This is a genomic window from Stenotrophomonas sp. STEN083 (assembly GCF_056759195.1).
In genome coordinates this window covers 15,381-35,642 of the sequence record NZ_JBRRCU010000007.1, presented here as the reverse complement: position 1 = coordinate 35,642, position 20,262 = coordinate 15,381, and the positions used below count along the sequence as shown (strand labels likewise).

Annotated in this window: 17 protein-coding genes; 13 read left to right on the top strand and 4 right to left on the bottom strand. The window is 64.2% G+C overall.

The features are described from left to right. Positions 1 to 30 precede the first annotated feature (30 nt). Complete coding sequence (locus tag ACVOK8_RS03840; RefSeq protein WP_481565653.1) at positions 31 to 912, bottom strand: LysR family transcriptional regulator; 882 nt, start codon at positions 910 to 912, stop codon at positions 31 to 33. Positions 913 to 1,079: 167 nt separating this feature from the next. Here ACVOK8_RS03840 and blaCESS point away from each other — a divergent pair, with 167 nt between their 5' ends. The 4 genes from blaCESS (at position 1,080) to ACVOK8_RS03820 (ending at position 6,693) form a co-directional block, all read left to right on the top strand. Next, entirely contained in the window at positions 1,080 to 1,982 is a 903-nt protein-coding gene (gene blaCESS / locus ACVOK8_RS03835; RefSeq protein WP_481565652.1) for a CESS family extended-spectrum class A beta-lactamase, read from the top strand. Between the two features lie 71 nt (positions 1,983 to 2,053). Next, positions 2,054 to 3,301, top strand: coding sequence for a cation:proton antiporter (locus tag ACVOK8_RS03830; protein ID WP_481565651.1), 1,248 nt, complete (start codon positions 2,054 to 2,056; stop codon positions 3,299 to 3,301). 69 nt (positions 3,302 to 3,370) lie between these two features. Next, the gene (locus ACVOK8_RS03825) at positions 3,371 to 6,019 is read left to right on the top strand and encodes a serine/threonine-protein kinase (protein WP_481565650.1); all 2,649 of its coding nucleotides are present in this window, start codon (positions 3,371 to 3,373) and stop codon (positions 6,017 to 6,019) included. A 26-nt stretch (positions 6,020 to 6,045) separates the two neighbouring features. Beyond that, positions 6,046 to 6,693: a hypothetical protein gene (locus tag ACVOK8_RS03820; protein ID WP_481565649.1), complete on the top strand. Its 648-nt coding sequence runs from the start codon at positions 6,046 to 6,048 to the stop codon at positions 6,691 to 6,693. Between the two features lie 36 nt (positions 6,694 to 6,729). On the opposite strand, the gene ACVOK8_RS03815 is transcribed toward ACVOK8_RS03820, so the two are convergent. Further along, positions 6,730 to 7,650: a DUF3011 domain-containing protein gene (locus tag ACVOK8_RS03815; protein ID WP_481565704.1), complete on the bottom strand. Its 921-nt coding sequence runs from the start codon at positions 7,648 to 7,650 to the stop codon at positions 6,730 to 6,732. Positions 7,651 to 7,857: 207 nt separating this feature from the next. Between ACVOK8_RS03815 and aspS the strand changes: the two genes are divergently transcribed. From aspS to ACVOK8_RS03800, 3 genes are all read left to right on the top strand, one after another. Then, complete coding sequence (aspS, locus tag ACVOK8_RS03810; protein ID WP_481565648.1) at positions 7,858 to 9,615, top strand: aspartate--tRNA ligase; 1,758 nt, start codon at positions 7,858 to 7,860, stop codon at positions 9,613 to 9,615. A gap of 3 nt (positions 9,616 to 9,618) precedes the next feature. Further along, positions 9,619 to 10,140, top strand: a complete 522-nt coding sequence (locus ACVOK8_RS03805) for a GNAT family N-acetyltransferase (protein WP_481565647.1) — start codon at positions 9,619 to 9,621, stop codon at positions 10,138 to 10,140. Between the two features lie 360 nt (positions 10,141 to 10,500). Beyond that, positions 10,501 to 10,764 carry a transposase gene (locus ACVOK8_RS03800; RefSeq protein WP_481565646.1) on the top strand — a complete coding sequence of 88 codons (264 nt, stop codon included), beginning with the start codon at positions 10,501 to 10,503 and terminating at the stop codon, positions 10,762 to 10,764. Positions 10,765 to 10,805: 41 nt separating this feature from the next. On the opposite strand, the gene ACVOK8_RS03795 is transcribed toward ACVOK8_RS03800, so the two are convergent. Further along, complete coding sequence (locus tag ACVOK8_RS03795) at positions 10,806 to 11,819, bottom strand: FecR family protein (RefSeq protein ID WP_481565645.1); 1,014 nt, start codon at positions 11,817 to 11,819, stop codon at positions 10,806 to 10,808. Beyond that, the gene (locus tag ACVOK8_RS03790) at positions 11,816 to 12,298 is read right to left on the bottom strand and encodes an RNA polymerase sigma factor (RefSeq protein ID WP_481565644.1); all 483 of its coding nucleotides are present in this window, start codon (positions 12,296 to 12,298) and stop codon (positions 11,816 to 11,818) included. The genes ACVOK8_RS03795 and ACVOK8_RS03790 overlap by 4 nt, the downstream gene beginning before the upstream one ends. 198 nt (positions 12,299 to 12,496) lie before the next feature. Between ACVOK8_RS03790 and ACVOK8_RS03785 the strand changes: the two genes are divergently transcribed. From ACVOK8_RS03785 to ACVOK8_RS03760, 6 genes are all read left to right on the top strand, one after another. Beyond that, positions 12,497 to 15,574, top strand: a complete 3,078-nt coding sequence (locus tag ACVOK8_RS03785) for a TonB-dependent receptor domain-containing protein (RefSeq protein WP_481565643.1) — start codon at positions 12,497 to 12,499, stop codon at positions 15,572 to 15,574. 36 nt (positions 15,575 to 15,610) lie between these two features. After that, positions 15,611 to 16,276, top strand: a complete 666-nt coding sequence (locus ACVOK8_RS03780) for an esterase/lipase family protein (protein WP_481565642.1) — start codon at positions 15,611 to 15,613, stop codon at positions 16,274 to 16,276. A 67-nt stretch (positions 16,277 to 16,343) separates the two neighbouring features. Continuing rightward, the gene (locus tag ACVOK8_RS03775) at positions 16,344 to 17,075 is read left to right on the top strand and encodes a YebC/PmpR family DNA-binding transcriptional regulator (protein WP_481565641.1); all 732 of its coding nucleotides are present in this window, start codon (positions 16,344 to 16,346) and stop codon (positions 17,073 to 17,075) included. 73 nt (positions 17,076 to 17,148) lie between these two features. Then, entirely contained in the window at positions 17,149 to 17,670 is a 522-nt protein-coding gene (gene ruvC / locus ACVOK8_RS03770; protein ID WP_481565640.1) for a crossover junction endodeoxyribonuclease RuvC, read from the top strand. 10 nt (positions 17,671 to 17,680) lie between these two features. Continuing rightward, a complete protein-coding gene (gene ruvA / locus ACVOK8_RS03765; protein ID WP_346499851.1) occupies positions 17,681 to 18,268 on the top strand; it encodes a Holliday junction branch migration protein RuvA in 588 nt (195 codons plus the stop codon). Between the two features lie 35 nt (positions 18,269 to 18,303). Beyond that, entirely contained in the window at positions 18,304 to 20,229 is a 1,926-nt protein-coding gene (locus tag ACVOK8_RS03760) for a potassium transporter Kup (RefSeq protein WP_481565639.1), read from the top strand. Positions 20,230 to 20,262: the final 33 nt, after the last annotated feature.

The following is a 20,262-nucleotide window of genomic DNA, read 5'->3' as shown; positions in this document are numbered from 1 at the left end:
GGTGACGCCATTGCCGAGCATGGCTCGGCACTACAAGGGCGCTTCCAATTGCCCCTGCGCCTGCAGCCACAGCCGGAAGCGTCGCAGCGGTTCGCGCTCCTGCCGGGAGCGCAATCGCGTCAGCCAATACCTGCCCAACGACAAGGTCTGCGCGAACGGCTGCAACAACCGGCCCTCGGCCAGGTCCTGCTCGAACATGCGCAGTGGCAGCAACGCCACGCCAGCACCCGCGGCTGCTGCACTGGCCAGTGTCAGCGACGAATCAAACACCGCACCACGCGCTTCCACGCCGCTGACGCCGGCAAGCTGCAACCAACGCGGCCATTCGTCGTTGCGGTAGGAACGCAGCAGTGGCACGTTGCCCAGATCACGCGGTTTCCGTAGTTTCCGCGCCACCGCCGGTGCGCACAGCGGTGCGAACAAGGTATCGACGATCGGCGTGCAATCCTGTCCCTGCCAGTCGCCATCGCCGAAACGGATCGCCAGATCCAGGCCTTCGCCGGCCAGGTCGATGCGGTTGTTGTGGGTCTGCACCCGCAGCTCGATATCCGGATGTGCTGCCTCGAACTCGGGCAGACGCGGCAGCAGCCAACCGGTCGCAAACGTGCCGACCACGCCCACGGTCAGCACTTCGCGGAAGCGCCCGCCGGTGAAGCGGTCCAGTGCGATCGCCATGCGGTCGAAGCTCTCGGTCAGCACAGGGTATAGCGCCGCGCCTTCGTCGGTCAGGGCCACCCCGCGCGGCAGCCGATGGAACAGGCTTACCTGCAGGCGGTCCTCCAATCCACGGATCTGGTGACTCAGCGCGGCCTGGCTGACGCAAAGCTCCAACGCGGCGCGAGTGAAGTTCAGATGGCGTGCGGCGGCTTCGAAGGCGCGCAGTGCGTTGAGCGGCAGCTGGGGTCGGATCATGGCGGAGTCATGACGAAACTTGATGGTCGGCGGCATTATTCCGTGTCTAGTGGTCAAATTTCCGTAAGAGCCGCAAATTTAACTAATGGCAGGCGATGATTATTCGCGATGGTCCAAGGCGACACTGGTTGGCAAGATCAGCCCGATCAGCCCCAAGGAGAGTCCCAATGCTTGCTCGTCGTCAGTTCCTCACACTTGGCGGTGCCGCCTTGGCCAGTGCATTGATCCCTGTCGCATGGGCACGTGCTGGTAGTGCCAATGCGGCGCCACCACCGGCGGCAGTCAGTGACGCCGACTTCGCCGCACTTGAGAAAGCCAGCGGCGGTCGCCTGGGAGTCTGCCTCTGGAACCCGGCCAGCGGGGCCCGCTATGGGCATCGCATGGACGAGCGTTTTCCGATGTGCAGCACGGTCAAATTTCCGCTGTCTGCAGCCATCCTGCGCCACGCCGACGCCGGCCAGTTGTCGCTGGATCAGCGCGTACCGGTACGCCAGGCCGACATCCTCGACCATTCGCCGTTCACCGAACGCCACGTCGATAAGACCATGACCGTACGTGATCTGTGCCGGGCGACGATGATCGTCAGCGACAACGCTGCAGCCAATCTGCTGCTGCCACTGGTCGGCGGTCCAGCCGGACTCACTGCGTTCCTGCGTGAGCACGACGACCGCGTCACCGTCAGTGCGCGCAACGAACCTGAGCTCAATCGTTTTGCAGCAGGCGACCCACGCGACACCACCAGCCCGGCGGCGATGGCCGGCAATCTGCAGCGTTTCCTGCTCGGCGACGTGCTCAAGGAGGCCTCGCGCCAGCAGCTGGCCGATTGGCTGATCGACAACCAGACTGGTGACGCGCGCCTGCGCGCCGGGCTGCCAACAGGCTGGCGGGTCGGCGACAAGACCGGCAGCAACGGCAGCGACACCAGCAACGACATCGCCGCGCTGTGGCCGCTGGCCGGTGGTACGCCGTGGTTGCTGGTCAGTTACCTGCAGGGCTCTGCACTGGATGATGACGGCCGAAATGGCATCCTCCGCCAGGTAGGGGAGCTGGCCGGCGCTCGCCTGCGCTGACGGCTCCACCGTTGGCGCGGCGGTGGCCGGTGGGCGAGACCCCACGTACCCGGTCACAGGAAACAGGCGTCATGAGCAAGGAAGTAATCTATCTGTTGTTGATTTTCGCGTTGCTGGTCATCCCACGCGCGTTGCAGCGTTTCAATATTCCCGCGCCATTGACCTGCCTGGTGTTCGGCATCAGCGCGATGCTGTGGCTGGGTGACGGATCGCACGATCCGGTGGTCAACCTGCTGGCCACGCTGGGTATTTCCTCGTTGTTCCTGTTTGCCGGCCTGGAGGTGGATCTGGCCGACCTGCGCAAGGGCATGTGGCCGCTGCTGACCCATCTGGTGATCCGCAGCGCCACGCTCACCGGCGTCGCCTGGTTGGCATGGCATTACGCCGGCCTGCCCTGGCAGGCGGCGGCCTTGCTGGCGCTGGCGCTGCTCACTCCCTCCACCGGCTTCATCATGGATTCGCTGTCCCAGCTCGGCCTGGATGATGCCGAGCGGTTCTGGGTCAGCAGCAAGGCCATTGCCGGCGAGTTGTTGGCGCTGGCTGCGTTGTTCGTGGTGTTGCAGGCCGGCGATCCGGTGCATATGGTACTGTCGAGCATGGCCTTGCTGGCGATGATGGTCGGCCTGCCGTTGCTGTTCATCGGGCTCGGCCGCTGGGTGGCGCCACATGCGCCGGGCTCGGAGTTCTCGCTGCTGGTGATGGTCGGTATGCTGGCCGCGTACATCACCTATGCGCTGGGCGTGTACTACCTGGTGGGTGCGTTCATCGCTGGTCTGGTCGCGCGCCTGTTGCAGCAGCGCATGCCATCGCTGGCTTCGCATGAAAACCTGCATGCGCTGCGTCTGTTCGCATCGTTCTTCGTACCTTTCTATTTCTTCAACTCGGGCACCAAGGTGCCAGCGGAAGCCTTGAGCTTCGAAGCACTGGGCTTGGGCTTGCTGATCACCCTGGTGGTGCTGCCGTTGCGCATCGCGGTGATCTGGCTGCAGCGGCGTGTGCTGTTCGGCGAGAGCTTCCGTACCAGTCTGCGGGTGGCGCTGGCGCTGTCGCCGACACTGATTTTCACCTTGGTATTGGCGGCGATCATGCGCGAGCGCTTCGCTATCTCGCCGGTGCTGTTCGGTGCACTGCTGTTGTATGCGGCGCTGACAACACTGTTGCCATCGCTGGTTTTCCGGCGGCCGATGGATGTGGATCCGCTCAGCAACGAGAGTGCTGAAGCCGCCGATTCCAATGTCGTAAGAGAAGCTGTGGTTGATGCGGGTGATGCGATTCCGGATTCGTCATCCGCACCCGGCTCTTACGTACCGGAGCGTTGAGCGGCGCTTATCATCCCCAAGGCAAAGCTGGCTTCGCAATGTGGCGGGCGGCTGCTACAGGGGGTGTCGGTGGATCGGGATAGTTGGCAACAGGTGCGCGAGCTGTTTGACGCAGTGTGTGAACTGCATCCGTCGCAATGGCGGAGTGAGCTTGCGCGCCTGAGCGCTGATCCAGCCGTCATCGCCGAAACACTGGAGCTGCTCGAAGCGCAGACCAGCGAGCTCGGTCGTGCCCTCGATCCAATGCAGCAGTTGATCGTCGCTGCGATTCCTTCCGAACTGAGCGAAGGCGATGTCATCGGGCCTTGGCGGCTGTACGAACGGCTGGCCAGTGGCGGTATGGGCATGGTGTTCCGCGCCGAGCGCGCTGATGGTCTGTATGCGCAGGAGGTGGCGATCAAAGTCCTGCAGGGCAAGCCCAGTGCACGCGTAGCCGAGCGTCTGGCCGCCGAGCGGCGGATACTGGCCAGCCTGCAGCATCCGAATATCGCGCGCCTCTACGACGGCGGCACTACGCCGGGCGGGCATCCGTATCTGGTGATGGAGTACGTGCGTGGCGAGCCGCTGGACGTTTACTGCGCGCGCCGCGAGCTTGACCTGCGCCAGCGCCTGCAGCTGTTCCTGAAGGTATACAGCGCGGTGCAGGCCGCACATGCGCGGCTGGTACTGCATTGCGACCTGAAGCCCTCCAACATACTGGTGCGCGAGGAGGGTGAGCCGGTGCTGCTCGACTTCGGCGTGTCGCGGCTGTTGGGTGACGAGGCCAATGATCCGGGCGCGCAGTTCTTCACCCCAGCCTACGCCGCGCCAGAGCTGCAGTCAGGACTGGCGGTGGGGGTGAGTAGTGATGTCTTCAGTCTGGCTGCGGTATTGAGTGAGCTGCTGGCGGGCAGGGGTGGCAGGCGCGGTGCAAACGATAGCGGGGTTGCGGTGGCTGCTCCCAGTCGGGTCGCCCAGGCCGACTGCCGCTGGCTGCGTGCGCTGCGCGGCGATCTGGATGCGATCGTGTTACGCGCTGGTGCATTGCCACCTGAGCAGCGCTATCCGTCGGTGGAGGCGATGGCGGCCGACCTGCAGCGTTATCTGCAGCATCGGCCGGTGCAGGCACGCAACGGTGGCCGGTTCTATCGCAGTGGACGCTGGCTGCGGCGCAATTGGAAGGGGGCGGCGCTGCTGTTGCTGGCGCTGCTGCTTGCAGCCTGGTTTGTGTGGCGTCTGGCGGCCGAACGCGCAGCCGCCGAGCGCGAGGCCAAGATCGCGGAGCAGGTCAGTGGCTTCCTGGTGGAAATGTTCCAGGCGGCAGACCCGCGCGAGAAAGGCATGCGGGGCGGTGAGGACATCAGTGCCCGCGAGGTGCTGGACCGGGCCGCGTCGCGTATCGACGAGGAGCCGGATGGATCGCCGGAAGTACAGGCGCGCTTGAAAGGCGTGATTGGCCTGGCCTACCGCAATGCAGGCGATCTGCGGCGGTCTGATCCGCTGATGTTGCAGGCTGCTGAAGCGCTGGCTGCCGCTGGTGGCGACAAGAATCTGGATGAAGCCGCGCGCCTGTTCAACCTGTTGGCAGGTACCTATTCCAACAACCGCAACGGCGTGGAAGGCGCGAAAATGGCGCGGCGGGCGCTGGCGCTGCTGGGCAAGCAGCCGGCGGACAGCTTCCGCGTTGCCCAGTCCTACAACTCATTGGGGCTGTCGTTGTTGTCCGAGCAGCGCTATGACGATGCCGAGGCTGCGTTCAAGCAGGCGCTGCAGCGCCACCAGGCCGGCAAGCGCGAGCAGTACATCGGCGTGACATTGGACAACCTGGGCATGATGTACCGGCGCAAGGGCGACCTGGTCGCGTCGGCTGCAGCGTTCGACCAATCCACGCCGATGTTCCTGCGCAGCCTGGGGGAAATGTCCTATGACTACTGGGCCAGCAATACCGAGCGCAGCTTGATGGTGATGGACCGCGGTGATCTGGATGCGGCCATCGCCGCGTTCGAGGCCAACCTGGCGCGTGCGCCAAAGATCTTCGGTCAGCGCAGCGTCTATGTGGTCAGCGAGAACAACCGATTGGCATTGGCGCTGATACGCAAGGGCGAATACGCGCGCGCACGGCCTTATGTTGAAACCGCGCTGCAGCTGTCGGCAGAGGTGCTGGGCACGGACAGTTACAACTATTCAGTCGTCACCGAGACCGCCGCGCAGATTGCACAGGCGCAAGGCGAGTCCGCCGCCGCCGAAACCAGTTACCGCGAGGCGTTGGCGGTACGCATGGCGGCAATTGGCAGCGATCATCCGGACAGCCTGGATCTGGAGCTGCAGCTCGGCCTGTTGCTGGCCGCCCAGGGCAATGCTGAAGGCGATGCAATGGTGCAGCGGGCGCATGATCTGTGGCTGCCGCGTATTCCAGCTGGCAGCGCGAATGGTATTCGCCTGCAGCAGGGTTGGGCCGAATGGCTGATCGCCAAGCAGCGACTGGACGAGGCCGCGCAGACGTTGGATGCCGTGCAGCCGCTGCTGCTCGAAGGGCCTTATGCGTTAGTACGCCAACAGGTACTGCGCGCGCGTTTGGCCGAGCATCGCGGCAATCACGGCGATGCCGTGCGGTATTGGCGGGCCGCCGTCGCTGCATCCGAGCCCTTGTACGGCAAGGCATCGGCGGTGACCTTGCAGTGGCACGGTGCCTTGCAGGCGGCGCGAGATCATGTGCAAGGCAGCGGCGCGTTGCCTTGAACTGGCGCGTAGGCGAGGATCGGGGGATGAAAACCTCTTCCTTCTCAAATTTGATATGCGTTCTGGCCTTGGCTGGCAGCGCCGTCCTTCCCGTTTTGGCAGTCGCCGCCAGCACCGCGCCGGCAGCAAAGACGGCAGTTGCGCCGGCCGACCGGTTTCTTGCCGATCTGGCGCAGCACTGTGGGCAGGCCTTTGCTGGCCGCATCATCGCCAATCAGCCAAAGTCCAGCGCGCCGGACCCGTTCGATGGCAAGACCCTGGTGATGCATGTGCGTGGTTGCGACAGCCCGCAGCAGGAGCTGCGGGTGCCGTTCCATGTCGGGGATGACCATTCGCGGACCTGGGTGATCAGCCGCACCGACAGCGGCCTGCGCCTGAAGCACGATCACCGCCATGCCGACGGCAGCCCGGATGCAGTGACCATGTACGGCGGCGATACCGCGCAGGCCGGCAGTGCAGGGCGGCAGGAGTTTCCGGTCGATGCGGACTCGGTGGCGATGTTCACCGAAAATGGCATGACCGCCTCGCTGCGTAATACCTGGGCGATGGAGCTGGTGCCGGGCAAGCGTTTTGTCTACGAGCTGGCGCGTCCGGATGGGCGTCTGTTCCAGGTGGAATTCGACCTGAGCGTGCCGGTGGCGCTGCCGCCAGCGCCGTGGGGCAGCGAGGCCTGAAATACAGAGGGCGCCGTTGCCGGCGCCCTTTGAAACTCAGCGCCCGCTGAAACGGGCGCGACAGCCGCCGTTGACCCAGATGCTGTTGCCGTTGAAGCCCCAATTGCGGCCTTCCACGCAGCGCGTGTCGGAGGCCTGCTGGACGATGACCGGGCGGCCTTGGCGGCGATCCCAAGCGCAGGTGTTCAAGCGGTTGCTGTTGCTATGGCAGTCCACGAAGTAATTGTTGCCACCCCAGCCGCCGCCATTGCCCCAGCCGCCACCGCGGCCTTCGGCGAACTCGGCACGGCAGCCGCCGTTGACCCAGACCGCACCATTGCTGCTGCCCCAGTTGCGGCCTTCCACGCAGCGCGTGTCGGAGACCTGACGTACCAATACTGCGTTGCGCCAGCCGGTATTGCAGACCACATGGCGGTTGCTGTTGCTGTCGCAGCGGATGGTCTGGTTGCCGTTACCGTGGCCAGGGCCGCCGCCCCAGCCACCACCGCCACCGCGGCCTTCGGCAAACTCAGCGCGACAACCGCCGCTGACCCAGACGCTGCCGTTGTTGCTGCCCCAGTTGCGGCCTTCGGTGCAGCGGGTATCGGAGACCTGGCGGACCAGTACCGCGCTGCGCCAGCCGGTATTGCAGACCTGCTGGCGGTTGTTGTTGCTGTCGCAGCGGATGGTGCGGTTGCCGTTGCCATTGCCGTTCCAGCCGCCCTGGCCACCGCCCCAGCCGCCGCGGCCTTCGCTGAATTCAGCGCGGCAGCCGTTGCTGACCCATACATTGCCGTTGCTGCTGCCCCAGCTGCGACCCTCGGTACATTGGGCCTTGGACAGCTGCCGGGTCAGCACGGCGCTGCGCCAGCCGGTGGCACAGACACGCTGGCGCTGATCCACGCTTTCGCACCGGATCGGACCATTCTGGTTGCCGCCGGGGTAGCCGGATTGGGCCGCCGCGGGGAACGGGCTCATGGCCAGCCCCAACAGGGAAGCCAGGCCTGCAAGCAGGAGGTGACGGTTCATGGCGGCTTCCCTGTTCAGGTTTGGACGCGGAACTATAGGCGCAATCCCACTTAAGGCGGCGTGACTGATGGGGCGGATTTGCTCCAACCCCCGCTGAGCGCCAAAATACGGGGCTACCCGGCACCGTTTCGTGCCGGGCCCCCTGCGGAGCTTTCCATGCGTACCCATTTCTGCGGCCTGGTCGATGAGACCCTGATCGGCCAAACCGTGACCCTCGCCGGCTGGACCGACGTTGCCCGTAACCTCGGCGGCGTCTGCTTCATCGACCTGCGCGACCACGAAGGCATCGTCCAGGTCACCGTTGAACCGGACAACGCCGAGGTCTTCGCCGTCGCCGCCAGCCTCGGTTACGAAGATGTGCTGCAGGTCGAAGGCGTGGTGCGGGCGCGTCATGCGGTCAACGACAAGATCCGCAGCGGCAAGGTGGAAGTGATCGCCACCCGCATCAGCATCCTCAACAAGGCCGCGCCGCTACCGTTCCATGCGCACGAGAACCCGGGCGAAGAAACCCGCCTGAAGTACCGTTACCTGGACCTGCGTCGCCCGGAAATGCAGCGCATGCAGCGCACCCGCATCAAGCTGGTGCAGGCGCTGCGCCGCCATCTGGACGAGCGTGGCTTCCAGGACATTGAAACCCCGATCCTGACCAAGGCCACCCCGGAAGGCGCGCGCGACTTCCTGGTGCCGGCGCGCATGCACCCGGGCGAGTTCTACGCCCTGCCGCAGAGCCCGCAGTTGTTCAAGCAGATCCTGATGGTGGCCGGCTTCGACCGCTACTACCAGGTTGCGCGTTGCTTCCGCGATGAAGCGCTGCGTGCCGACCGCCAGCTGGAATTCACCCAGCTGGACATGGAATTCGCCTTCGTCCGCGAGAGCGACATCCAGGACTTCGTCGAAGGCATGATCCGCTCCATCTTCAAGGAAGTGGTGGACGTGGAACTGGCTGCGCAATTCCCGCGCATGACCTGGGCCGAGGCGATGCGTCGCTACGGTTCGGACAAGCCGGACCTGCGCATCGCGCTGGAGCTGGTGGACGTGGCCGAGCTGGTCAAGACCAGCGAGTTCCCGGTATTCACCGCTGCCGCCAATGACGCCGATGGCCGCGTCGCCGCGCTGCGCATTCCCGGCGGTGCCAGCCTGAGCCGCAAGCAGATCGACGAGTACGCCGCCCACGCCGCCAAGTACGGCGCCAAGGGTCTGGCCTACATCAAGATCGCCGAGAACGGCGAGGTCAGCTCGCCGATCCAGAAGTTCTTTGCCGAAGACGCCTTCGCTGCGCTGCTCAAGCACATTGGTGCCGGCAATGGCGACATCGTGTTTTTTGGTGCCGGTGGCTACAACAAGGTCTCCGACTTCATGGGCGCGCTGCGTCTGAAGGCGGGCAAGGACTTCGGTCTGGTTGCCGATACCTGGGCGCCGCTGTGGGTCACCGACTTCCCGATGTTCGAGTGGGACGAAGAGGCGCAGCGCTACGTCGCCCTGCATCACCCCTTCACCGCACCGGCGGTGGACGATGTGGCGGACCTGCGTGCGCATGCCAAGACCGCGGTGTCGCGCGGTTACGACATGGTGCTCAACGGTAACGAGATCGGCGGTGGTTCGATCCGTATCCATCGCCCGGAAATGCAGAGCGCGGTGTTCGAGCTGCTCGGCATTGATGCTGAAGAAGCCCGTGCGAAGTTCGGCTTCCTGCTGGATGCGTTGAACTACGGCGCGCCGCCGCACGGTGGTATCGCCTTCGGCATCGACCGTATCGCCGCGCTGATGGCCGGTACCGAGTCGATCCGCGACGTGATCCCGTTCCCGAAGACCACCGGCGCACAGTGCCTGATGACCGATGCGCCGTCGCCGATCGCCGACGCGCAGCTCGCCGAAGTGCACGTGCAGGTGCGTCCGCGCGCCGACAAGGCCTGAGCCTTGGCAACTGACGCCAGCATCCGTCGTGCTACGCCCGATGATGCTGGCGTGCTGTGCGCGCTGGCCGAACGTACCTTCGTGGAGACGTTCGGCCATCTGTATCCGCCGCAGGACCTGGCCGATTACCTGGCCACAGCCTATCCGCTCGAACTGCAGCGGCAACAGCTGCAGTCCGGTGAATACGCGGCGTGGTTGCTGGAAGTGGAAGGTGAGGCCATTGGCTTTGCCTTTGCTGGCCCCTGCGGTCTACCGCATGTGGATGCCAGAGCGGCTGACGGCGAGTTGAAGCGCTTGTATGTGCTGCGCCAGCATCAAGGCGGCGGGCAGGGCGGGCAGTTGTTCGCTGCAGCCCTGCAGTGGTTGCAGACCCCGGGGCGCACGCTGTGGATCGGCGTGTGGTCGGAGAATTTCGGCGCGCAACGTTTCTATGCACGGCATGGCTTCGAGCAGGTCGGTGCCTACGAGTTCCCGGTTGGCAGCGTGCGCGACAATGAGTTCATCCTGCGGCGGCTTGCTGGCTGATTGACGCTGCCCGACGTTGAGTTGTCGCATCGCGGCGGAAGTGCCTTGCCGAGCATGGCTCGGCACTACAGGTTCGTGCCTGCATTCGTGGGAGCGGCGTGAGCCGCGAAGCTGGTAATCCAGCAGTTTGCCAATACCCTTCCTGCATGCATCAAAGTGTGCGCTGCATCGCTGTGGGTATGGTTGGCTGCTGCGTCTAGACAGGAAAGGGACTGGTTTGCGTGCTCATACGTGCGCGGCCTTCCGAATATCGGACCTGGTAGCTGAGCCTTGTTGCTGCGACCACGGTGCGGATTGTCTGGGCGTTGGTACGGACGGCAAAACTGGCGTTGATGCAGTTGCCGGCAAGGCGAAGCAAGCATGAGAAAGCATTTTGACGAGGCGCAGGTGATCGGCTTCCTGCGCGAGCTTGATGCCGGTCAGACCCTGCAGGAGCTCTGCAGGAAGCACGGTTTCAGTGATGCATCGCGTGCGCTGCTGCAGCGCATCTGCGCTGGTCGGCGCGCGTCTCACGCAAGCCACTTGCGGCGGCTGCAGGCGGAGAACCAGCGGCTCAAGGATTTGTTGCACCTGCAGGTGCTGGAGCGCGAGCGAATCAGGCAGGCATTGCTGCAGCCACTCTGAGTTGCCAACGCGCGCCGCAGGCGGTCTGCGGCGCGTGCTTATCAGCGACTGAGCTCGGTCTCGCCTGCGGCGTTGGTATGTGCCGAGATCTTGTGCAGGGTGTCCAAGGCTTCAACGAAGCCGGTGCTGTCATTGCTGCGAAACACGCCGGATACACGCAGTTCACCCAGCGCCGCATCGTCGACCCGCAACGGGCTGCCGCCGTAGCGGTTGAACTCTGCTATCGCCGCGCGCAATGGCAGGTTCTCAAACACCAGCTGGCCGTCGATCCAGGCCGGTGCGGTGCCGCCCTGGAAGTTCTGTACCTGTGGTGCCTTGCCCACAGTCATGTGCGCGCGCTGCCCGGGACTGAGTGTGGCCGCGGGGGCGGCGCTGTCATCGGCTGCTGCGGCGCGCAGCTGTACCTTGCCTTCGAACAGGGTTACATCAAGGCCATTGTCAAGACGATATACCTCGAACTGGGTACCGACGGCACGTACGCTGCCCTGTGCTGTATCCACGGTCAGCGGACGCGCGCTGTCAGCTGCGACCTTGAAGAAGGCGCGGCCCTGGTCCAGTTCAATGCGACGTTGCTGCCTGCTGTAACGCACGTGCAGTGTGGTGCCGGTATCCATATCGACCTGCGTGCCATCGTCGAGGGTGATGGTGCGCTGCTCGCCGATCGCGCTGGCATAGCGCTGTTCGCTTGCTGGTGCCGGGGCAAACACGCGCCAACCAATGACCACCGCAGTCAGCGCCGCAGCGCAGGCCGCCAGCCATTGCAGGCGGCGCGGTCTGCGCTGCCGTTGCGGTCTGGTTTGCTCAACAGCTGCTGTGGGAATCGTCGCCAGGCGCTGGCTGATGTCGGGCGTGGCTGAAAAATCGCTCAGCATCGTCCACATGCGCTCGACCTGCTCGTAGGCAAGCCGATGTGCGGGATCGGCATCCAGCCAGATCTGGTGCTCGGCCTCTTCCTGCTCGCTCAATTCATCGGCGTGCAGGCGCGCAAACCACGCCGCCGCCTGGGTGCGGATCGGATCAGTGTCTGCAACGATTTCAAGTCTGCTTTCTTTCATGGTTGCTCCAAACGCGTGCCGAAGTGGAGCAGGGCACGCATCATTTGTTTTTCGACAGCACTGACGCTGATGCCCAATTGACTGGCGATGGCGCCATAGGTCAGGCCTTCATAGCGATGCAGTAAAAATACCTGCTGGCAACGTGGCGGTAGATCATCCAGTACCTTCAAAAACGTCTGCAGGCGTTCACGGTCCTGGTAGACGCGTTCACCACATACCGTTTCGGTAGGCCAGCCTTCGGTGTTCTCATCGATGGGTACATGTTGTCCAACATGACGGGTACGGTCGCGACGGTAGCGGTCGCGCAGCAGGTTGCCGGCAATCGTCATCAAATAGGCTTCGACGTTGTTGACCTTGTCGGCCTGGGGGTCGCGCATCATCCGCACCAGGGTTTCCTGGGTAAGGTCTTCCGCGTCTTCAACCGTACCCAGGTGGTTCCTGAAGTAACGCATGAGGCGCGGGCGGTACTGTTGCGCCATGGCACCCGCGTCCCGGAGGCTGTCGGGTGGAGGCTGAACGGGCGGCAGGACGGCAGTCATTGGCAGGCGTTGACAGTCTGAGGCGACACGCGCAGCTTGGGCTAGTGCCAGTGATTCTGCCAGATGAGGGGTTTGGCACTTGTTGCGTCTGTAGATGGGGGCGGCTCGGTGTCAGTCCGGTTATCACTGGGAGAAGGGATGATTGCCAGCGCAGGTCGCGGAAATCAGCGAGGGTGGGGCGGCGGGCGTGGCGTGCTGCGTTGGTTGATGCTGTGCCTGGTTTTGGCGACCGCGCCTGCTTGGGCACAGATCAGTACCGTGACCCGCAGTTACAGCCAGCCCCGGCAGCCCTTGCAGCAGGCGTTGGCGCAGCTGGCGTCCACCTCCGGCCTGCAGATATTGATGGCGCCGCAGATGCTGGGTGGCAAGGTCGCGCCTGCTTTGAACGGGCGCTACAGCGTCGCCCAGGCCCTGCAGCAGCTGCTCGTCGGCAGCGGTCTGAGCTATCGGTTGACCAGCAGCGGGGTCGTCACCATTGTTCCGGCAGCGACGGTTACTGCCGCCGCGGCGCCCGAACCAGCGCAGCCGGCGGCGATGCCCGCAGTGGCAAGCTCGCTGGCCTCGCTGCAGGTCACCGGTTCACGGATACGCCGCAGCGAGTTTGAAGGCCCGGCACCGGTGACTGTCATCAGCGCCGAGCAGATGCAGCGCGATGGTTACTTCAGTTTGACCGACGCGCTGGCTGTGAATGGCCTGAGCGACTATGGCGCCGAATCGCAGGGCGGCGGTGGGCGCTTTTCGGCCAATGCGCAGCCCTTGAACCTGCGTGGTCTGGGCCCGGGCAGGGCGCTGATTCTGGTCGATGGGCGGCGTTTGCCGGACTACCCGTTTCCCTCTAATGGACGCAGTAATTTCCAGAGTCTGGGTAGCATTCCCTTGGCCAGTGTTGAGCGCGTCGAGCTGATGACCGGCGGCGCCTCGGCCATCTACGGTGCCGATGCGATTGCCGGAGTGGTCAACATCGTGCTCAAACAGCAGCACAGCGGTTCGCAGGTCAGATTACGTACTGGCACCAGCAGCCAAGGTGGCGGTGATCGTTTTGATCTGCAGTGGTCAGCCGGGCATGGCGGCGAGAACTGGGGGTTGAACTACGCCGTGCAATATTCGACTGCCGAGATGTTGCGCGGCTCGCAACGCGATCTGCAACGCCACGGAGGCGTCAATGCAGGCACGCCGTTGAATCCCGAACTCGGGCTTGGTTTTGTGCGCGCTGGTGGCGCAGCTCAAACGCTGGTGGCGCTGCCGCGCGATGTCTGTGCGCGCTGGCAGGGCGAGTTTGTCGACTGGGATTTCGTGGCGCCTGCCAGCGCGTCATCAGCGCTGCAGGGGCATGGCTGCGGAACCTGGCGCAACGCCGGCTATACGTCGTTGATGGATGGCGAGCAGGAGATATCTGGCCAGCTGCACGCACAGTGGACCCTGTCACCCCGCACGCAGGCATGGGCGAGTCTGCAGTTGTGGAGCGCGCGCAGCGAACTGGCCAGCGGCTTTGAGACCATCACCGGGCCGCACTCGGCTACTACCGGCAAGGTCAACCAGATCTACGATCCGCGTTTCGGCTACCTCGCGCCACTGCGCGTGCTTACCCCGCAGGAAGTCGGCGGGCTGGATGCGATGAATGATCACTACCGCGAGCGGATGTGGGATCTGGCATTGGGTCTGCAAGGAGGTTACGGGCAGCGCCTGGACTGGAGTCTGACTGCCAGCCGTTCGGATTATCGGGTGCAGCGCGATCGGCGCCGTTTGCTCGGCGACAACGTCAATGCCTTCTTCTTTGGTCCAGCAACCGGGGTGACCGATGACGGCGTCATCGTCCAGCCCTTGAATCTGCAGCATTGGTATCGCCCGATCACACCTGGCGAATACCTGGCCATGTCGAGCAACGTGCACTACGACGCGCTGACCCGGGTGGATGAGGCGTCCTATGTTGTCTCTGGTGGCATCGCCGATCTTCCCGCCGGCGCCCTGGCGATGGCGCTGGTGGCGGAGGTCAGTCGACAGCGCTACCGGCTGCGCAACACGCCATCGGTGCTGCCCTTGCAGATGGACACCTACAACCTCACCGGCAGCGTGGGTGCAGGGGCGCGTGATCGCTACGCGGTGGGAGCGGAGCTGAGCGTTCCGCTGACCAAGGCCATCAAGGCCAGTGCGGCCGGTCGTGTGGACAGGTACGACGATGCTGTCGCCGTCGCCACCGCGCGCACCTGGAGTGCGGGTCTGGAGTGGCGGCCGACGCGCAGCCTGCTGTTGCGTGCCAGCCACGCCACCAGTTTCAAGATGCCGGACATGCATTGGGTATTCACTGATGGTGGTGGCAGCTTTGGCACGGCGCTCGACGCAAGGCGCTGCATCGTTGCTGGTGCCAATCCCGGCTGCGCTGGTTATGAAACGGAGTTTCTGACCCGGACCTACCGCAACCCGGAACTGGGCGCGGAGACCGGCGCCTCGACCACGGCGGGTTTCGTCTGGGATGCCAGTGATGCATTGTCGATCAGCGTGGACTATTGGGATGTCAGCAATGAAGGCGGGATCGGTCGGATTTCGCCAGCGCTGTTGCTGCGTGACGAAGCGGAGTGCTTTACCGGCCTGCGCCTGGATGGCAGCCGGAGCCCGGTCGATCCGCGCTCGTGGGAATGTCGCAAGGCGCGCTCAAGGGTCTTGCGTGGTGGTGAACAAGGCGATGGCCGCATCCTCATGGTCGAGTCGACGGCGGCCAATCAATCTGAACAGCGCATTCGCGGCATCGATGCGGTGCTCGATTGGCGTCTCAGCAGTGGCATCGGTGATTTCAAGTTGCACACCGCCTGGTCGCACACGTTCTGGGCCCAGCGTCGGGTGCGCTCGCCGGGTACCTTGCATGATCAATGGCGTCAGGCGCAGTGGGAGTCGGGTGAAAACCTGGCATTCCGCAGCAACCTGCGTGCCAGTCTGGGGTGGCAGGGGCAGGGTGGTTGGTCAGCCAACCTGTTCGGCATCCGTTATGGCCGTTTGCCACGTGTTGATGGCGAAGGCCGGATAAAGCCGCTGCTGCTGTGGAACGCCACTGTTGGCAAGCAGATCAGCGAGCGCGCAACGGTGACCTTGTTCATCAATAACCTGTTCAATACAGCGCCGCCGCGTGACAGCAGTAGTGTCGAATTTCCGTACTACTACGACGAGGTCTACAGCGCGGTAGGGCGGCAGCAGGCACTGCAGCTGGATTACAACTTCGACTGAAGATCGTGTCGCTGCCCGTTGTGATGGGCAAGGCCAATGACGGACACTGCGCGCATGTATTGGCAGAACTCCCCGCGTCCCCGTGTGTTGATCCTGCATGGGATCTGGAACACCCGCTCCTGGTTGTTGCCGCTGGCCTGGCGGCTGCGCACGAAGGGCTTTGCGGTGGATACGTTTGGCTACGCCAGCGTGTTCGGCGGGCCAGAACAGGCAGTGCCACAACTGGTGCAACGTTTGCGCACGGGAGGGCCGGTGTCACTGGTGGGGCATAGCCTCGGTGGTCTGGTAGCGCTGGAGGCATTGCGGCAGGCACCTGCGCTGGATGTGCCGCGGGTGGTCTGTCTGGGCTCACCGCTATGTGGCAGCGGCACTGCACGTTCCATGGCTGAGCACGGTTGGGTGGCGGCGCTGGGGCGTAGCAGCGACCTGTTGTTGCACGGCCTTCCGGATTGGCGGGGGCAGGCCGAGGTCGGTCTGATCGCCGGTTCGGTGGCGCATGGGCTGGGCGCGATGATGGGCGCGCTGGATGGCGAATCCGATGGCACCGTGGGCCTGGCCGAGACCCGTCTGCCGGGTCTGGCCGACCATTGCGTGGTGCCGGTCAGCCATAGCGGACTGGTGCTGTCGCCGGAGGTGGCCACGCTGACCGCCGGCTTCCTGCGCCAGGGGCGCTTCCCGACGGTTGCCGCCGCAACTGGCTGATGACGGGGGCTGGGCAGGGGATCAGGTAGAATTACCGTCCTGTTCCTGACAGATGTACGGTATTCCCATGGGTCGAGGTCCTTCCATCGAAGGCCGCAAAAACGCGAATGACGCGAAGCGCGGCAAGATTTTCACCAAAATCATCCGGGAGATCAGCGTTGCTGCCCGCGGTGGCGGAGGCGACCCAAACAACAATCCACGTCTGCGCGTAGCGATGGACAAGGGCCTGAGCGCGAACATGACCAAGGATGTCATCGAGCGCGCTATCAAGAAGGCCACCGGTGAGCTGGAAGGCGTCGAGTACGAAGAAGTGCGCTACGAGGGCTATGCCCCGGGCGGCATCGCCGTGATCGTCGATTGCCTGACCGACAACCGCGTGCGCACCGTGGCCGACGTCCGCCATGCTTTCAGCAAGTGCGGCGGCAACATGGGCACCGAAGGCTCGGTGTCGTTCATGTTCAAGCGGCTGGGCGTGCTGAGCTTTGCACCGGGTGCGGATGAAGAGGCCATCACCGAGGCGGCGATCGAGGCCGGAGCCGACGATATCGCGGTCTATCCAGAAGACGGCTCGATCGACGTCATCACCGCACCGGATGCCTTCCAGTCGGTGAAGGACGCGATGGCGGCCGCCAAGCTGGTGCCGGACCACAGCGAAATCACCTTCCGTGCCGACAACGACGTTGCCGTCGATGCCGACACCGCCGTGCAGGTGAAGAAGCTGCTGGACATGCTCGAAGACCTGGACGATGTGCAGGACGTGTATTCCAACGTTGATCAGGCTGGGCTGGAGCAGGCCTGACGGCCCGCCCTGTCCCACCGGATGAGACGGCGTCCGGCCATGCTGGGCGCCGTTTTTTACTGGTAGAGGCTCAATGACCCGCATCCTTGGCATAGACCCTGGCTCGCAGCGCACCGGCGTCGGCATCATCGACATCGACGCCAATGGCCGCGCCCGCCACGTTCATCACGCGCCACTGGTGCTGCTGGGTGCGGCGGATTTCCCGCAGCGGCTGCGGCTGCTGGCGCACGGGCTGCACGCCTTGATCGAGGAGTTCCAGCCGCAGGAAGTGGCCATCGAAAAGGTGTTCATGGCCAAGAATGCCGATTCGGCCTTGAAGCTGGGGCAGGCGCGTGGCGCGGCGGTGTGTGCAGTGGTGATGCGCGACCTGCCGGTCAGCGAATACGCCGCCACCGAGATCAAGCTGGCCGTGGTCGGCCGTGGCGGCGCGGAAAAACAGCAGGTGCAGCATATGGTGGGTTTGATGTTGAACCTGCAGGGCAAATTACAGGCAGACGCCGCCGATGCACTGGCGGTGGCCATTACCCATGCGCATGTCCGCGCCACGGCCAGCCGGTTGGGGGTGGATGTGCGCCAGGCTTGGAGTCGGAAATGAGGTTTTTCGCATGATTGGTCGCCTGCGCGGCATCCTTGCCCATAAGGCCCCGCCGTGGCTGGTGATCGACGTCAATGGTGTCGGTTATGAGCTGGAGGCGCCGATGAGCACCTTCTATGACCTGCCCGACGTCGGTCGCGAGATCATCCTGTTCACCCATTACGCACAGAAGGAAGACAGCGTCTCGCTGTACGGCTTCCTGCGCGAGGGCGAGCGGCGGCTGTTCCGCGACGTGCAGAAGGTCTCGGGCATCGGCGCCAAGATCGCGCTCGCGGTGTTGTCCGGGGCCAGCGTCGACGAGTTCGCGCGGCTGATCCAGACCGGCGATGTCACCGCGCTGACCCGTATCCCCGGTATAGGCAAGAAGACCGCCGAGCGTATGGTGGTCGAACTGCGTGACCGCGCAGCCAATTTCACCGGTGGCGGTGCACCGATTGCCGGTGCGCTGGGCAACGATGCAGTGTCCGAGGCGACAGTGGCGTTGCAGCAACTGGGCTATAAACCGGCAGAGGCCGCCAAGATGGCGCGCGATGCCGGTGCCGAGGGCGATGATGTCGCCACGGTCATCCGTAAAGCGCTGCAGGCAGCACTGCGTTAACCCCTTCGGCAGCATGACGCCAACCCGAGATCGCCATGTCCCACGCTTCTTCCACGTCTGAATCCTCCACTCAAGGCCATGGCCACGGTCACGGCGGCGCTGCCGGCGGCCTGGCGCTGGTTGTCGGCGCCATTGGCGTGGTGTTCGGCGATATCGGCACCAGTCCGCTGTACACCCTGAAGGAGGCGTTCTCGCCGCATTACGGGCTCAACAGCGACCACGACACCGTGCTCGGCGTGCTGTCGCTGGCGTTCTGGGCCTTGAACATGGTGGTCACGCTCAAGTACGTGACCATCATCATGCGCGCCGACAATGACGGTGAGGGCGGCATCATGGCCTTGATGGCGCTGGCCCAGCGCACCCTGCGCAACGGCTCACGCTCGGCCTACGTGGTCGGCATCCTCGGTATTTTCGGCGCCTCGCTGTTCTTCGGCGACGGCGTGATCACACCGGCCATTTCGGTGCTGGGTGCGGTCGAGGGCCTGGAAGTCGCGGCGCCGGGGCTGGGTCACTTCGTGGTGCCAATTACCCTGGTGGTGCTGGCGGCGGTGTTCGCGGCGCAGCGCTTTGGTACCGAGAAGGTGGGCAAGGTATTCGGCCCGGTGATGACCATCTGGTTCCTGTCGCTGGCCGCGATCGGCATCTGGAACGTGATTGCCGCACCGGAAGTGCTCAAGGCCTTCAATCCGCTGTGGGCGGCACGCTTCTTCATGGAGCATGGCTGGCACGGGGTCTTCATCCTCGGCGCGGTGGTGCTGGCGGTGACCGGTGGCGAGGCGCTGTATGCGGACATGGGCCACTTTGGTGCGCCGCCAATTCGCCATGCCTGGTACTTTTTCGTATTGCCCTGTCTGGTGCTCAACTACCTGGGGCAGGGCGCGCTGGTATTGCAGCGCCCGGACGCGGTGGCCAATCCGTTCTTTGAGGCGGTGCCTGGCTGGGCGCTGATCCCGATGATCATCCTGGCCACAATGGCGGCGGTGATTGCCAGCCAGTCGGTGATCACCGGTGCATTCTCGGTGTCGCGGCAGGCCATGCAGCTGGGTTACATCCCACGCATGCGCATCCTGCATACCTCGCACGACACCATCGGCCAGATCTATATCCCGGGTATCAACTGGGGCCTGGCGGTAATGGTGTTCGGGCTGGTGCTGGCGTTCCGCAGCTCCAGCAATCTGGCCGTGGCCTATGGCATTTCGGTGTCGGGCACGATGCTGATCGACACCATGTTGCTGGCGCTGGTTGCGCGCGTGCTGTGGCCACGTGCCCGCCATGCCATTGTCGCCTTGTGCGTGGTGTTTGTTTTCATTGACCTGGGCTTCGTGATCGCCAATGGCGCCAAGCTGCTGCAGGGCGCGTGGTTCCCGCTGGTGCTGGGTCTGGTGTTGTTCACGATGATGCGCACCTGGCGGCGTGGCCGCGAGCTGCTGCGTGATGAGATCCGCAAGGACGGTATCCGTCTGGACACCTTCCTGCCCGGTTTGATGCTGGCGCCGCCAGTGCGGGTGCCGGGCACGGCGGTGTTCCTCACCGCCGACCCGACCGTGGTCCCGCATGCGCTGATGCATAACCTCAAGCACAACAAGGTGCTGCACGAGCGCAATGTGTTCCTGCATGTGGAAACCCTGCCGATGCCGTACGCGGCCGAGGGCCAACGGCTGCGCATCGATTCGGTAGGCGATGAGTTCTATCGTGTCCATGTGCGCTACGGTTTCATGGAAACGCCGGATATTCCGCTGGCGCTGATGCGCTCCTGCGACCACGGAGGCATCTATTTCGACCCGATGGATACCACCTTCTTCGCCAGCCGCGAGACCATTGTGGCCAGCGCCAACCGTGGCATGCCGATCTGGCGCGACAAGCTGTTCGCCTTCATGCATCGCAACGCGGCGCCTGCCACCGGCTTCTTCCGCATACCGGGCAACCGGTTGGTGGAATTGGGCGCGCAGGTGGAAATCTGATCGGATGCGACGTGCTTGGCGCATAATTGCGAA